The sequence below is a fragment of the Nocardia sp. CNY236 genome (genome assembly GCF_000482385.1).
Classification (GTDB): domain Bacteria; phylum Actinomycetota; class Actinomycetes; order Mycobacteriales; family Mycobacteriaceae; genus Nocardia.
The window spans coordinates 72,776-87,519 of sequence record NZ_KI519395.1 but is presented as its reverse complement, the minus strand read 5'-3'; the positions used below and the strand labels follow the sequence as shown (position 1 = coordinate 87,519).

Genomic DNA, 14,744 nt, shown 5'->3' with positions numbered 1-14,744 from the left:
GATGCCAGCGGTGACACGTCCCTCGCGAACGCTGCGGCACCCGAGCCGTGCGGGAGCTCGCAACATTTACTGTGCAGGCAGTTCCGGAATACGCGTGGCGCGGACGTACACCGTTTCACCGTCGGAAAGGCGCAGCGCCTCGGCATCACCTCGCGTGACTTGCGCGGTGAACAGATCACCGGTCGCGGCGTTGCGCAACTCCACCCGGACCTCGAAACCGAGCGGTACGACTCGCTCCACCGACGCCCGGGTGACACCCGCCAACTTCGCGGTTCCTTCGTCCTCGGCGAAGGTCATGCTCGGATCCCGACCGACGCGAATGTCGTGCGGGCGCACCAAATGCCCGTTGAGCCGGGCCACCGCACCGAGAAACGACATGACGAACTCGTTCGCCGGCCGGTCGTACACATCCTCGGGGGTACCGATCTGCTCGATGTGTCCGCTGTTCATCACTGCGATCCGGTCGGCGACGTCGAGCGCCTCCTCTTGATCGTGGGTGACCAGCACGGTGGTCACGTGAACCTCTTCGTGGAGACGGCGCAACCACGTACGCAAGTCCGCCCGGACCTTGGCGTCCAGCGCACCGAATGGTTCGTCCAACAACAACACCTGCGGATCGACGGCGAGCGCGCGAGCGAGCGCCATGCGCTGGCGCTGACCGCCGGACAACTGCGCCGGATATCGATGTTGGAAGCCATCCAGCCCGACGATGTGTAGTAGTTCGTCGACGCGACGGGCGACCTCGCTCTTGGGGCGCTTACGGATCTCGAGCCCGAATGCCACATTGTCCCGAACCGTCATGTGCTTGAAGGCGGCGTAATGCTGGAACACGAAACCTATGCCGCGCTTCTGCGGCGGCACCCGGGTCACGTCGCGCCCTGCGATGGTGACCACGCCGGTGTCCAGCGACTCGAGGCCGGCAATGGAGCGCAACAGCGTCGACTTGCCAGAACCGGAAGGACCGAGCAACGCGGTCAGTTCACCGGATGGGATGTCGATGCTCACGTCATCGAGAGCAGCGAACGAACCGTAGTTCTTCTTCGCGTTGGTCACAGTGATCACTTGGCGTCCCGCCTACGTTCCAGAAGGGTCATCGATACCAGGGTGAGAAGGGCGATGCCCATCAACAGCGTCGCCGCGCTATAGGCACCGAAGGTGTTGTGGTCGTTGATGTAGCGGCCGTGCACCAACAACGTCAACGTCAACGACTCACCGGGCAGTGCGGACGACACCATGATCACCGCACCGAATTCACCGAGGGCGCGGGCGACGGTGAGCACCACGCCGTAGGTGAGGCCCCAGCGAATCGCCGGCAGGGTGATCCGCCAGAACGACTGCCACGCAGACGCACCGAGGGTTGCCGCAGCTTGCTCTTGATCGTCGCCGATCTCGACGAGCACCGGTTCCACCTCGCGCACCACGAACGGCAGGGTCACGAAGATGGTCGCGATCACCATGCCCGGTAGTCCGAAGATGACCTGGAGCCCAAGTTTCTCCAACCCACCGAACCATCCACCCGCACCCCACAACAGAATCAACGCCACACCCACGACCACAGGTGATGTGGCGAACGGCAAGTCGACGACGCCTTGCACCAGATTACGGCCGGGGAACCTCCCACGGACCAAGGCGAGGGCCGTCACCACCCCGAAGACCACATTGATCGGAACGACGACGACCACGATGAGCATGGACAGCTGGAACGCAGAGATCGCCGCTGGAGTACTGATCGAGTCGATGAACGCACCCACTCCCCGCTCGAAGGTACGCCACAGAATGACGAGCAACGGCAACAACAGCAGCGCGAACAGGTAGCCCAGCGCCACCGTTCGAAGCGAAAGACGTGCCGATAAGGACAGCTTCATAGGGTCGCGCGCTCCCTCCGCGCGGAACGTTCGGCGAGCAGTCGCAGCACAACCAATGTCGTGAACGAGATCGCCAGGAGCACCACCGACACTGCCGCCGCGTTCACCAGCCGGTCACTTTCGATCTGCTTCTGAATGTATTGGGAAGCCACCTCGGTCTTGCGCGGAATCGCACCACCTATCAGTACGACCGATCCGTATTCACCGATCGCGCGGGCAAAGGCCAGACCGCCGCCGCTGATGATGGCCGGAGTGAGCGCAGGGAGCACGATTCGACGGAAGGTGGTCCAATTGCTCGCGCCGAGTGAGAGTGCGGCCTGCTCCACCTCTCGGTCGGCTTCGATCAGTACCGGCTGTACCGATCGCACGACGAAGGGCAGGGTGACAAACGCCAACGCCACCATCACCCCCGGCTGAGTGGCGTTCAGTTGCACATCGATCGGACTCTGTGGCCCATACAACGACAGCAGCACGATGCTGGCCACGATCGTCGGTAGCGCGAACGGCAGATCGATGAGCGCATTGACGATTCCCCTCCCGACGAACTCGTCGCGGACCAACACCCAGGCCAGGAGCGTACCCATCACGACGTTGATCAGCGCGACCACCGCCGAGATGAATACGGTCACCCGCAGCGAGGCCACCGCAGCGGGCGCGGTGACCGCATCGAAGAACCCGCTCCACCCATCCTCGAGACTGGTCACCGCCAATGCGGCCAGTGGCAGCAGCACGATGATGCTCAGCCACAGCACCGCCGTGGCGATGCCGAGTGGACCCACCGTGCCGGTCACCCGCAGCCACGACCGATTCCTGCGTCGTGCCCGGCGACTGGTGGCGGAAGCGTGGGTGTCCACCTGTGGGGCACCGGAATTACTGCTGTCGGTCACGGTCGTCCAGTATCCGTTGTAACCTGGGTCACCCGTCATTCGGTCGCGTCGTCGTAGATCGCCGCGACAGCGCCGGTGTCCGGATCGAACAAGCTCGCGTCCACCGCCGACCAACCACCCAGGTCGGCGATCGTCCACAATTGCTGTGGAGTCGGAAACTGGTCGGCATACTCCGCAGCGACCTGCGGATCGACCGGTCGGAAACCTCCCTCGGCCCAGGCCCGCTGCCCGGCGACGGAGAACAGGAAGTCCCGAAAAGCGATGGCCTGCTCGCGGCTGCGACTGTTCTCCGGCACGGCTACCGGATTCTCGATCCGCACGGTGACCGGCGGGACGATATGTTCGATCGGCTCGCCGGTGCGCTCGATGAAGATCGCCTCGTTCTCATAGCTCAACAGCGCATCACCAGTGCCCTGCAAGAATGCCTCGGTGGCCTCGCGACCGGATTTCGGCTGCACGCGTACATGATCCTCGGTGATCAATCGGCTCAGGTAGTCCAAGCCTGCTTGCGGGTTCGCGCCCCCTGCGCTCTTGGCGGCATAGGGCGCCAGCAGGTTCCATTTGGCCGATCCGGAGCTGAACGGGTTCGGGGTCACCACCTCGATACCCGGTTTCAGCAGATCGTCCCAGTCCTCGATGCCCTTCGGATTGCCCTCGCGCACCACGATCGTCACCACCGAACCGAAAGGAACGCCCTTGGTGGCATCTGCGTCCCAGCTCGCATCCACCAGGCCGGCGTCGACCAGACGCGTCACATCGGGCTCGATCGAGAAACTCACCACGTCCGCGGGGGCGCCGTCCTTGACCTTGCGGGACTGATCGCCGGAGGCACCGTAGGACGCCCGGATCTGCACGCCGGCGCCGGCGTCGGTCTCGTTGAACTCCGCGATGACCCGGTCGAAACCAGGCTTCGGCACAGCGAAGGCATACAGGTTCACAGTGCCGGCGCTACCGTCCGCGCCGCGCCCGTCGGTCGAATCACTGGCTCCGCCACCGCAGGCGGCCACACCCAGCGTCGCAAGCGCCACGACCGCGGCCGAGAGGCGCTGCCGGCGTCGAAGAAGCCAGGAGATGCGAGCCATCGGGAGGGACCTTTCTTGCGAACCGCCATCCGTCCGGTGGGTCCTCGGTGGCGGCAATCGGAGTGTCGATCAGGTCAGGAGCGTCGACGCGTCGACCGCACACGCGACCTGGCGCGCAGCCGACCTCGACCAGCCGGGCGCAGCCACTTCGTAGGTGGACAGTGTGCAGACCTACTGGAAGCGAAACTCGAGCGCGCCCAACCGCCGATCAACGACAGTAGATGTCCGCGACGGCGAGGTCACCTACAGCGATCAACGCCAATTCATGGCGGACCTGCGGGACAGCGCTCGACAACACGGGCAGACTGTAGCAGAGCATACGGCGCAGGCCGAATCGAAGAGTGACCGAAAGAGGGTTCGATCCATGACCGCCACTCCGGATCGTATCCGGGCACAGTTCCCAGGCATCAGCACCCGCGCGTGGGAGCATCCTGCCGACCGCACCGCACTGGTCGCCTTGCGCTCATTGTCGGGGTTCGACATCGTACTGCGGACACTGTCGAGCGTGCTGCAGGAACGCCAGCATAGGCTGCTCTATCTGGCCACCGCGGTCCGTGTGGAACAGCGGCAGTTCCGTACGCTGCATCACCTGCGCCGAGACTGCGTACAGATCATGGATGCTCCGACCACACCGGAGCTGTTCGTACTACAGAGCCCGCAGGTGAACGCGTTCACCATCGGCATGGACCAGCCGTTCATCGTTCTGACCACAGGATTGATCGATCTGCTCGACGTCGAGGAGCTGCGCTTCGTCGTCGGCCACGAACTGGGACACGCCCTGTCCGGACACGCGGTGTATCGAACGATGCTGATGCATCTGCTACGGATCACGGCGAATTTCGGATGGATGCCGGTGGGCGGCTGGGCGCTGCGCGCTGTGGTCGCAGCGCTGATGGAATGGAGCCGCAAGTCCGAGCTGTCCGGCGACCGCGCAGGGCTACTGTGCAGCCAAGACGTCGAGGCCTCGACCCGGGTGCATATGAAGTTGGCCGGTGGCGCCGGCGTCGAACAGATGAATCTCGGGGCCTTCCTGGCCCAGGCGGACGACTACGAGCGCTCCGGCGACCTCCGCGACGGGGTGCTCAAACTGCTCAATCTGGAACTACAGAGCCACCCGTTCTCCGTGCTACGCGCGGCGGAACTGCGCCGTTGGGTCCACAGCGGCGAGTACGACCGTATCGTCGCAGGCAGCTACCCGCGCCGCGAACAGGACCGCGAGGCCACCCTTACCGACGAGATGAAACAAGCCGCTCGAGCCTACAGCGCGACTTTCGATCAGTCCGAAGACCCGCTCATCCGGACGGTGCGCACACTGAGTCGCGATGTCGGTACGGCGGCGGGAACCGTCGCGCAGGAGGTCGGTGAGACGGTCGTGAAGATCGGCAAACGATTCACCGATTGGCGAAGTGGCGCCAACTGAGCGACATGCCGGTCAACGGGTGAACAACCAGGCGACGACGACGAGCACCAACAGGGCGATCAACGCGAGCTGAACCCGAGACCGGGGCATCAGCGCGCTCCACTCGAGACGGGCGCGCGGTCGTCTACGACCAGACGCTCGGGTTCCGCGGCCAACGGCGCGCCGACCTGCACAGGCCCGATCGAAGCGGCGGCGGTGACAGAGCCGCGATCAGCCCTGCGCAGCACAGCACGCACGACGCGGTCGAGCCCGTAGGCAAGCGCCGTGCTGATCGGAACCATGCCTACGAGGACCACGAGAAACTGCGGTATGAACGGCAGCCCCGCGACCCACAGCTCGAAACCGTCCCACCATCCTGCGATGCGATGCACGGGTTCAGCCTAGTCGGTCCGCCGACCGAGACCGCGAGGCCGTGAAACCGGCACTCCGGCGGCGCAGTGGACGGCGCCCATGCCTGCGGCTGAAGATGGGGTATGGGCTCCCTTGTCGATTTCCCGGCCGACGATCCCGACGTGGTTTCGTTGTCGAACCTGAGCGAACCGCAACGTCGCGGGGCCTATCCCCCGATCGACGACTACGCGTTCCTGTCCGACTGCGAGACCAGCTGCCTGGTCGCCAGCAATGGCTCCGTGGAATGGATGTGCGTGCCCCGACCGGATTCGCCGAGCATCTTCGGCGCCATCCTGGACCGCAGCGCGGGTCATTTCCGGATCGGACCCTACGGGGTCAATGTACCCGCCGCCCGCCGTTATCTGCCCGGCGGAATGATCCTCGAAACCACGTGGCAAACCGGAACCGGCTGGCTGATCGTGCGGGACGCCCTGGTGCTCGGGGAGTGGCACAACAATGATCAACGCAGCAAGACTCATCGCCGCACCCCGATGGACTGGGATGCCGGCCACCTGCTGTTGCGCACGGTGAAATGCGTGAACGGCACTGTGGAGCTCGAAATGAGCTGCGAACCCGCGTTCGACTACCATCGCGCCACCGCCCGATGGGAGTACACCGGTAAGGTGTACGAGGAAGCGACCGCAGTCCCCAGCGACGACGCGAGCATGGGTCCGACGCTGGTGCTCACCACGAATTTGCGCCTCGGCCTGGAAGGCAGGGAGGCGCGCGCCCGCACCAGAATGGAGGAAGGCGACGAAGTCTTCGTCGCGCTCACGTGGTCGGAATTGCCCGCGCCACGCACCTTCGACGAGGCGGCGCAGAAGATGTGGCAGACCACCGAATGTTGGCGGCAATGGATCACACTGGGCAAGTTTCCGGATCACCCGTGGCGTGACTACTTGCAGCGCAGCGCACTCACACTCAAAGGGCTCACCTACGCCCCCACCGGCGCACTGATGGCAGCCGCTACCACCTCGCTTCCGGAAACACCTGGTGGCGAACGCAACTGGGACTACCGCTACACGTGGGTGCGGGATGCGAGTTTCGCGCTGTGGGGTCTGTACACGCTCGGTCTGGATCGCGAGGCCGACGACTTCTTCGCCTTCCTCAACGACGCAACCACCGGGGCGAACGGCGACCCAGCCCCGCTCCAGGTGCTCTACGGCATCGGGGCGGAACGCGAGCTCACCGAAAGCGTCCTCGACCACCTCGGTGGCTATGACAGCGCTCGGCCGGTGCGAATCGGCAACAACGCCTACAACCAACAGCAACACGACATCTGGGGCACCATGCTCGATGCGGTATATCTGCATGTGAAGTCGCGCCAGCAGGTTCCGGAGACCCTGTGGCCGCTGCTGGTCCGTCAAGTGCACGCAGCCATCGAGCATTGGCAACAACCCGACCGCGGCATCTGGGAGGTGCGTGGCGAGCCGCAGCATTTCACCTCGTCCAAAGTGATGTGCTGGGTAGCGCTCGACCGAGGCGCGAAGCTCGCGGAACTACACGGACAGTTCGACCACGCCGCCGAGTGGTCCGCGACTGCCGAAGAGATCAAGGCCGACATTCTGGCCAACGGCGTGAATGCCAACGGCGTGTTCACCCAGGTCTACGGCGGCGACACCCTGGATGCCTCGCTGCTGCTGGTGGTGCTCACCCGATTCCTGCCACCGGAGGACCATCGCGTGTGCGCCACTGTGCTGGCCATTGCCGACCAACTCACCGAAAACGGTCTGGTGCTGCGGTATCGGACCGAGACGACCGACGACGGCTTGAGCGGCACCGAGGGCGCGTTCACGATCTGCTCGTTCTGGCTGGTCTCCGCACTGGTGGAGATCGGTGAATTTCAACGCGCCCTGCATCTGTGCGAACGACTGCTCGGCTACGCCAGTCCATTGCGACTGTTCGCCGAGGAAATCGATCCCCGCAGCGGCCGCCATCTCGGCAATTTCCCGCAGGCATTCACCCACCTCGCTCTGATCAACGCGGTGACACACGTGATTCGAGCCGAGGATTTGCGGCACGCCCATCAGTTCCAGCCGGCACACTCGCCGCAGGGCCACCCAGTGTGAACACACCGAGCCCTATCACAGCGTTGCGGCACGCTCGCGGAGCGTACGCAGACGAACCAAGAGTCGGTCGAGTTCGTCGCTTCGACGATGTCGACGCTCATCCGAATAGTGCGCAGCGGCCTCTTCCGCGTTACGCAACGATGCATCCAGCGAACGATGGGTTTCATTCGCGACATCGGTGAAATGGTCACGCTGGGCACGCTGCACCGCGCGCACGCGAGCACGCGATTCCTTGCCGACCTGGAAGACCACGTCGTCCATCAAACGCGCAACGGCGACCTTGGCCTCTGCTTGCCGGCGAGTCTTCGCGGCCTTGCGCTCGTCGAAGAGGGCACTGGCACCCAAGAGTATGCCGGCCGTCACCGAGTACCAGTTCACCAGTGACATGTGCAGGAGACTGGTGACGAGGCCGACCATCAGGATGCCGCCATACGATCCCCGTAGAGCGCTGAGAGAATGTGCCAAGGGTGTGGATTTCGCGCTGACCAACGGCTCGAGCGGGACAACCGCCTCCAATACGTCGCCGGGTTGCGTGTGTCGTAGATCGGGTAGCTGCGGACGAGGCCGATCGATCGGGAACATCTCGGTCACCTGCTCGGACAGCTCGACGATCCGATAGTGGGCCATGGCGAAATTCTGTTCGACTGCTTCGCAAATGCGCGTGTCCAGGTCGGCGCCGAACTCCTTCCATCGGCGCGCCGGATCGGTTCGGGCGATCTCGGCCTCGGCGTCGCGGGTCAGGCTGCGTAGCCGGTGGCGCAAGTCGTGCTCGATGTCGGCCATGTATTCCGTGCCACCATCGGCCAGCGTGACCTGCCAGTTCGCGGTGCGCTGGCGCAGCTCGTCGACTTCGTTGCGCGCATGGTCGAGTCGGGCGAGCATCTCGGCCCTGCGGTGCGAATCGCGCAGCGCGTCGGCCTCCGAGCGTAGTGTCACCGCAAGGTGGTCGCAGACCAGGGTGATGTCTTGGACCGCGGCTTCGGAAACCACCGAGTCGGCCTTGGCGATCACATAGTCGCGCAGATGATCGATCAGCTGCGGTACACCGGACTCGATGTCGCTGTGATACTCGCCTGCTCTACCCGCCTGCTGGTGCAGCCGGGCCGATACCGGCGCCACCGCGAACCCGAGCCCGGCCGCGTCGAGTAGATCCCGGTTACGCTGCTGGGTGTGCGCCCAGTGCGGATAGAGATCGATCTTGTTCAGCACACAGACCACTGTGGGGCAGATCCGTTGAATGCGCTGTAACTCGGTGATCTGGTCCCCGGTCAACTCGGCGTCGGCATCACTCACGTACAACACGGCGTCGGCGGCAGCAATCATCGACCGCATAGTCCGGTTGTCACCCCGAGCTCCGGGGGCATCCATGATCACGACACCGCTGGCGAGCAATGGGCTCGGCTGGGTGAACTCGGTACGCACCACAGCCTGAGCGCTGAAAGCAGCGCCGGCGTCGAGCGGGTCGACCAGCTGGCGCTCGGTTCGTCCAGACGCCGCCCGACGCACGAGAGTCGCGGTCGGTTCGGGGCCGTACTCGACGATCACCGGGACGCTGAGATCACTGTTGGTCGCACTGACCGAAGCGCGCACCAGGCTGTTGACCAACGTGCTCATGCCATTCTTCGGATGGCCGACCACCACGAGCCTCAGCCGCGGATCGCTCGCGCGAGCGCGAACCATGCTCAGCCGAATGCCGAGGTCCTCACGCCCCGCCGTTCGAGTCATCTCCCGCAACTCGTCGAGTATGCCGATGATCGGAGCCATCGTCTCCGGATGCTTCACAGTCGCGGCCTTCAGCCCGGCAGCGGCAGACAACCCTCGTCCTTACTCTCGGAGACCCGAGCTCGGCAATTCTCGATCCACTTCCCCCTGCGGACGCTCACCCGTCCGACTCGTTGGCGGCCCAGCTACAGCACGGAGCCGTCCAACGCGCTCGCGCCGGAGTGGTGCCCCGCACCGGTAACCGGTTGCGGAAACAGTCCCTCCGACAGACCGCCTGCGGCGGCAACGAGTCCGCACTGGTGGTACTCGTAGTCGGCCACCGGAGGTACTGCGAGACCGTGTGCCACCGTCGGAGCCGAAATCCCTTGCGGGTCGTCGGAATCTGTCCTGAGTGGCTCGATCGATGCTTGCTCGGGTCCCGGAAAGTTTTGGACACCGGTATCTGGAGAGAGCGGGCCGATGGTTGGCCCATCGGTGGACGAGGTTTCGAGAGTTCCCGCGCGCCCCTGGTCCGGCGGCGACAATGCCGGATCCGAGGGTTGCGGCGCTTTCGGCGTGCCAGCCGCTGGTGGCTTCAGGTCCGGCACGTCGGGTGTCTGCGCCCCATCAGTCGGCGCATCCGCACTCGGCGGCTCGACTGGCGGCGCATCGACACTCGGCGGCACCGCTGTCGGCGCATCCGCACTCGGCGGCTCAGCTGTTGGCCCATCGATGATCGACGGGTCGGCTGCCGGCGGCCGACCGGCATCGCTACTCGGCGCCGTCGCATCGCTTCCGGAAGTGGTCGGCGGGGATTGAGTGACGGTCGCATCCGACGTCGTGGTACCGGTCACACCAGGTGCCGTGGTCGCGGTGTCCGGCGCCGATGTGTGCGCACGCGTCGTGGTGACCTCGATGTCCCACGTGCGGGGTCCGGACAAACCCACCTCGTCACCTGCTGCACGTGAGATCGTCGGACTGCTCACCGCGGAAGAACTGGTTGCTGCCGTGGAACTGGCAGCTGCGTTCGGCGCTGTCGAACTGGTCACTGCGGTGGTGAGCGCGCTGGTCGATTCGGATGCCTGTGAATCGGACATCGACGCCGGCTCGTCGGCCTGTTTCGAGAAGATCCTGTCGAACAGTGCCGGGAGATCGGCGGCCGGGGCGGTCAACAGCAACGATCCCTCGGGCGCAGCGCCCACATTGGCAATCGGCGTCGTGGCGGCGTCCGGCTGAACAGTGGTTTGCAACGGAGTCACGGCGACAACCGGGGCAGGAGCCGGAGCCGCGGCGGCCGGAGTCGCAACCACCGGGGCAGCAACCACCGGGGTAGCAACCACCGGGGCAGCAGTAACCGGGGCAACCGCCGAAACCGACATCGAAGCGCCCGGAGTGACCGGCGCCGTGGGAGTTGGCGCGACCGCGGCAGGTCCAGTCGATGCCGTAGTGACACCCGAGCCCACCGACGGCAGACTCGTACCCGAGCCCACCGACGGCTGGGCGGCACCCGAGCCCTGCCCAGCAGAATTGCCCGCAGACGGCACCGCCACCTCGCCGAGTTGGTCACCGACCCGACCGACCTCGACCTCGACCTCGACCTCGACCTCGACCTCGACCTCGACCTCGACCTTCATCTCCGATTCGAAATAGATCCCATCAAGACCGACGGCGACATCGAGCGACCACGCCGTGTCCACGGATATCCCGAGACTGCCGCTGATACCGACCCCAACGAAGACGTCACCCTCCGTCGGAGCGCCCAGCCCATTGCTTCCTGGCAGCTCGAAGGCTCCCGAACCTGGAACGAAGCCGTTCGCGTCGGGTAGACCGAAACCATGGCCGGCCCACCCCGGTCCATCCCCGGGTAGGCCGAACCCGGGCACGTCGAGGTCGTCGAGGAATTCCGATTCAGCACCGGGCGAGGTCGGCACATCGGCCGAGCTGCCCCCACTCCCCGGGAGAGCCAGTCCGCTTTCGGAACCATCGTCCCCACTCGGAGTACCCCCGAGTCCGCGGGTGTCCTCACCGTCGTATCCGGACAGGTGCATCGAGTACCCGCCCGAGTCGAGTCCCGGCGTGCTCGGCGATGTCGGGCCGGCATCGGTTCCGCTGCGCTCGCCGCCGAGAGTGGGGTGCCGCATCGCCACCTGTTCGACAGTCACGCTCGAGTCCGTCTGCGTCGAGTCGGCATCGAATGCGCGCGCGGAAGGCCGTTCGAGCTCTGGCACTCGATCCGGGAAGGTGATCACGAGGCTCGGCTGATTGGGATCGGGATCGCTGCGGCGGGCCCAATTGGCATTCCAGCTGTCCTGTTGAGATTCACCCGACTCGGGCAAGACCTCACCACCGTTGGCAGCCATCAGGGCGCCGCCGGTGACGTAGGCGCCGGCCCGCGCCACCCGGGCTGCACCGCTGAGGACGCGATAGGCAGTGTCGGCCGGGCGTTCAGCTCCTTCGGCGCCGCCGTCGAAGGGCAGATCACGCGTCATTAGAGCTCCACTCCCGGTTGTCCCGCATCGATATCACGCTGGTACGACCAAACGAACAAAAACCACTGACGCATCGGAAGGGTCTCCCGCTGCTTACTTCAGGACTTTAGAGAACACGAACATATCGAGCAACATGGTTGTATTCAATCGATAACGAAACCGAAAGCCCTATTTCGGACAGTGCCCCGACCTGCCGCAAGCCGACATGCCCGACGTCGCGGTATACCGCGTCGGCGCTGGCCGACCAGCCAACGCCGACCTTCGGACTACTTCTTGTCCTTCGGCTTGTCGGCGGCGGCGTCGGAGGACAGCGCGGCCACGAAAGCCTCCTGGGGAACATCCACGCGGCCGATGGTCTTCATCCGCTTCTTGCCTTCCTTCTGCTTCTCCAGCAGCTTGCGCTTGCGACTGATGTCACCGCCGTAGCACTTCGCGAGCACATCCTTACGGATCGCCCGGATGTTCTCGCGGGCGATGATCTTCGAGCCGATCGCTGCCTGAATGGGCACCTCGAACTGCTGGCGCGGAATCAGCTCGCGCAGTGTGCTGGTCATCTTGCGGCCGTATGCCTGCGCCGCATCCCGGTGCACGATCGCGCTGAACGCATCCACCGCCTCGCCCTGCAGCAGGATGTCGACCTTCACCAACTGCGACTGCTGCTCACCCGCCTCTTCGTAGTCGAGGCTGGCATATCCTCGGGTTCGCGACTTCAGCGAATCGAAGAAATCGAAGATGATCTCTGCCATCGGCATCGCGTAACGCAACTCGACGCGGGTCTCCGACAGATAGTCCATCCCACCGAGATCGCCACGACGCGACTGACACAGTTCCATGATCGAGCCGATGAACTCGCTGGGGGTAATGATCGTGCACTTCACGACCGGCTCGTAGACGCTGCCGACCTTTCCTTCAGGCCAATACGACGGATTGGTGACCACCTGTTCGGCCCCGTCTTCCATCTCTACCCGATAGACGACGTTCGGCGCAGTGGAGATCAGTTCCAAGCCGAACTCACGCTGTAGACGCTCCCGGGTGATCTCCATGTGCAGCAACCCCAGAAAACCGCAGCGGAACCCGAACCCGAGCGCCACCGAGGTTTCCGGAGCGTAGGTCAGCGCGGCGTCGTTGAGCTGTAGTTTCTCCAAAGCGTCGCGCAAGTCCGGATAGTCGGAACCATCCACCGGGTAGAGACCCGAGTAGACCATCGGACGCGGCTCGCGATAGCCGGTGAGCGGTTCCACGGCGCCGCCACGTGCCGTGGTCACGGTGTCGCCCACCTTCGATTGCCGCACGTCCTTCACGCCGGTGATCAAATAGCCGACTTCGCCCACACCGAGACCTCGGGTGGGTTTGGGCTCCGGCGAAACGATACCGATTTCCAGGAGCTCGTGCGTGGCGCCGGTGGACATCATCTTGATCTTCTCGCGTGGAGTCAGCTTGCCGTCCACCACCCGGATATAGGTGACCACCCCGCGATAGGTGTCATAGACCGAGTCGAAGATCATCGCGCGCGCAGGCGCGTCGGCGACACCGACCGGGGGCGGTACCTGCGCGATCACCTGGTCGAGTAGTTCGACTACACCCTCGCCGGTCTTGCCGGAGACACGCAGCACATCCGACGGCTCGCACCCCACGATGTGAGCCAACTCGGCGGCGTACCGTTCCGGGTCCGCGGCTGGTAAGTCGATCTTGTTCAACACCGGAATGATCGTCAGATCCTTCTCCAGCGCGAGATACAAGTTGGCGAGTGTCTGCGCCTCGATACCCTGAGCAGCGTCGACCAACAGAATCGCGCCCTCACAGGCTTCCAAAGCACGTGACACTTCGTAGGTGAAGTCGACGTGGCCGGGCGTGTCGATGAGGTGCAACACGAAATCGGTCCCGGCGCCGTCGCCCGCTCGCGGGGTCCAGGGCAGCCGCACGTTCTGCGCCTTGATCGTGATGCCACGTTCGCGCTCGATGTCCATACGGTCCAGGTACTGGGCACGCATCCGCCGCTCCTCGACCACACCGGTCAGTTGCAGCATCCGATCGGCCAACGTCGACTTGCCGTGATCGATGTGAGCAATTATGCAGAAGTTTCTGATCCGGGCCGGATCGGTGAACGTCGTATCAGCGAAACTGGCGGGCACTCCACTCCTCATGGGTATCGGCGAACTGCCCGTCCATGGTCCCATGAGCGGTGCGCGGCCGACGCCGGTGGTGCAGCCAGCCACGCGGCGCGGGTGAGAACCCGGCCAACCGCCGTTATCCTCCAGTGATGGCCCGAAGTTGGAACTCCCTCGGCAAACAGATCGGCCTCCTGGCGAAGGAACAGAGCTTCAAGATCGTCAAGGGACAGGTGTCGGCCCCCGGGCTGGTCGAGCGACTGGTCGGGGCGATGGTCCAACGGCGTCCTTCGCATGGTGTTTCGGTGCGCCCCGCCGCGTCGATGCCGGTACCGACGGCCGAGCGGGCGCGGCAGATCGTCTATTCGCCGCACCTGAACGGACGAGCCGATCCCGGCGAAATCGTTTGGACCTGGGTACCTTTCGAGGAAGACCCGAGCAATGGCAAAGACCGACCGGTCCTGGTCGTAGGTCGGGATCAGCACACTCTTCTGGGCCTGATGCTGTCGTCCCATCCGCAACGCGCCCACGACCGCGATTGGATCGGGATCGGTAGCGGACCGTGGGATCATGCCAGACGACCCAGCTGGGTTCGACTCGATCGCGTGCTCGACGTACCGGAAGAAGGCATTCGCCGAGAAGGAGCGATCGTTGAGCGCAAGGTATTCGATCTGGTCGCCCATCGGCTGTGCGCCGAATATTCCTGGTACTGAACCGATCCGCTGGTTCGAGG

Annotated in this window: 12 protein-coding genes; 3 read left to right on the top strand and 9 right to left on the bottom strand. The window is 64.6% G+C overall.

Going from position 1 to position 14,744, the window contains the following annotated elements; all coding sequences use genetic code 11:
• Positions 1-66: 66 nt before the first annotated feature.
• The 5 genes from K940_RS0124580 to K940_RS34215 form a co-directional block, all read right to left on the bottom strand.
• Positions 67-1,062 carry a sulfate/molybdate ABC transporter ATP-binding protein gene (locus K940_RS0124580; protein WP_028479650.1) on the bottom strand — a complete coding sequence of 332 codons (996 nt, stop codon included), beginning with the start codon at positions 1,060-1,062 and terminating at the stop codon, positions 67-69.
• Positions 1,059-1,865 (bottom strand): sulfate ABC transporter permease subunit CysW, encoded by an 807-nt coding sequence (gene cysW, locus K940_RS0124575; protein WP_028479649.1) that lies wholly within the window; start codon positions 1,863-1,865, stop codon positions 1,059-1,061. The genes K940_RS0124580 and cysW overlap by 4 nt, the downstream gene beginning before the upstream one ends.
• A complete protein-coding gene (gene cysT, locus K940_RS0124570; protein ID WP_369797539.1) occupies positions 1,862-2,752 on the bottom strand; it encodes a sulfate ABC transporter permease subunit CysT in 891 nt (296 codons plus the stop codon). The genes cysW and cysT overlap by 4 nt, the downstream gene beginning before the upstream one ends.
• A 35-nt stretch (positions 2,753-2,787) precedes the next feature.
• Positions 2,788-3,834 (bottom strand): extracellular solute-binding protein, encoded by a 1,047-nt coding sequence (locus K940_RS0124565; RefSeq protein ID WP_028479647.1) that lies wholly within the window; start codon positions 3,832-3,834, stop codon positions 2,788-2,790.
• Positions 3,835-4,042: 208 nt separating this feature from the next.
• The gene (locus K940_RS34215; protein ID WP_369797538.1) at positions 4,043-4,132 is read right to left on the bottom strand and encodes an Ms4533A family Cys-rich leader peptide; all 90 of its coding nucleotides are present in this window, start codon (positions 4,130-4,132) and stop codon (positions 4,043-4,045) included.
• Positions 4,133-4,198: 66 nt separating this feature from the next.
• On the opposite strand from K940_RS34215, the gene K940_RS0124555 reads away from it, so the two are divergent.
• Positions 4,199-5,254 (top strand): M48 family metallopeptidase, encoded by a 1,056-nt coding sequence (locus K940_RS0124555; RefSeq protein ID WP_028479646.1) that lies wholly within the window; start codon positions 4,199-4,201, stop codon positions 5,252-5,254.
• Between the two features lie 89 nt (positions 5,255-5,343).
• Here the strand turns inward: K940_RS0124555 and K940_RS0124550 are convergent, their stop codons facing one another.
• On the bottom strand, positions 5,344-5,625 hold the full coding sequence (locus K940_RS0124550) for a hypothetical protein (RefSeq protein WP_028479645.1): 282 nt from the start codon (positions 5,623-5,625) through the stop codon (positions 5,344-5,346).
• A 102-nt stretch (positions 5,626-5,727) separates the two neighbouring features.
• On the opposite strand from K940_RS0124550, the gene K940_RS0124545 reads away from it, so the two are divergent.
• Positions 5,728-7,713: a glycoside hydrolase family 15 protein gene (locus K940_RS0124545; protein ID WP_028479644.1), complete on the top strand. Its 1,986-nt coding sequence runs from the start codon at positions 5,728-5,730 to the stop codon at positions 7,711-7,713.
• Positions 7,714-7,728: 15 nt separating this feature from the next.
• Here K940_RS0124545 and K940_RS0124540 read toward each other — a convergent pair whose 3' ends face one another.
• The 3 genes from K940_RS0124540 to lepA form a co-directional block, all read right to left on the bottom strand.
• On the bottom strand, positions 7,729-9,528 hold the full coding sequence (locus tag K940_RS0124540) for a dynamin family protein (RefSeq protein ID WP_028479643.1): 1,800 nt from the start codon (positions 9,526-9,528) through the stop codon (positions 7,729-7,731).
• Between the two features lie 92 nt (positions 9,529-9,620).
• Positions 9,621-11,903, bottom strand: coding sequence for a hypothetical protein (locus K940_RS32725; RefSeq protein ID WP_028479642.1), 2,283 nt, complete (start codon positions 11,901-11,903; stop codon positions 9,621-9,623).
• Positions 11,904-12,169: 266 nt separating this feature from the next.
• Positions 12,170-14,080: a translation elongation factor 4 gene (gene lepA, locus K940_RS0124530; protein ID WP_081706663.1), complete on the bottom strand. Its 1,911-nt coding sequence runs from the start codon at positions 14,078-14,080 to the stop codon at positions 12,170-12,172.
• Positions 14,081-14,163: 83 nt separating this feature from the next.
• Here lepA and K940_RS0124525 point away from each other — a divergent pair, with 83 nt between their 5' ends.
• Positions 14,164-14,724 carry a type II toxin-antitoxin system PemK/MazF family toxin gene (locus K940_RS0124525; RefSeq protein WP_028479640.1) on the top strand — a complete coding sequence of 187 codons (561 nt, stop codon included), beginning with the start codon at positions 14,164-14,166 and terminating at the stop codon, positions 14,722-14,724.
• Positions 14,725-14,744 lie beyond the last annotated feature (20 nt).

Coding starts and splice junctions, on each gene's coding strand:
- K940_RS0124555 (WP_028479646.1), top strand. CDS start 4,199: ATGACCGCCACTCCGGATCGTATCCGGGCACAGTTCCCAGGCATCAGC.
- K940_RS0124565 (WP_028479647.1), bottom strand. CDS start 3,834: ATGGCTCGCATCTCCTGGCTTCTTCGACGCCGGCAGCGCCTCTCGGCC.
- K940_RS0124545 (WP_028479644.1), top strand. CDS start 5,728: ATGGGCTCCCTTGTCGATTTCCCGGCCGACGATCCCGACGTGGTTTCG.
- lepA (WP_081706663.1), bottom strand. CDS start 14,080: ATGGGACCATGGACGGGCAGTTCGCCGATACCCATGAGGAGTGGAGTG.
- K940_RS0124525 (WP_028479640.1), top strand. CDS start 14,164: ATGGCCCGAAGTTGGAACTCCCTCGGCAAACAGATCGGCCTCCTGGCG.
- K940_RS32725 (WP_028479642.1), bottom strand. CDS start 11,903: ATGACGCGTGATCTGCCCTTCGACGGCGGCGCCGAAGGAGCTGAACGC.
- cysW (WP_028479649.1), bottom strand. CDS start 1,865: ATGAAGCTGTCCTTATCGGCACGTCTTTCGCTTCGAACGGTGGCGCTG.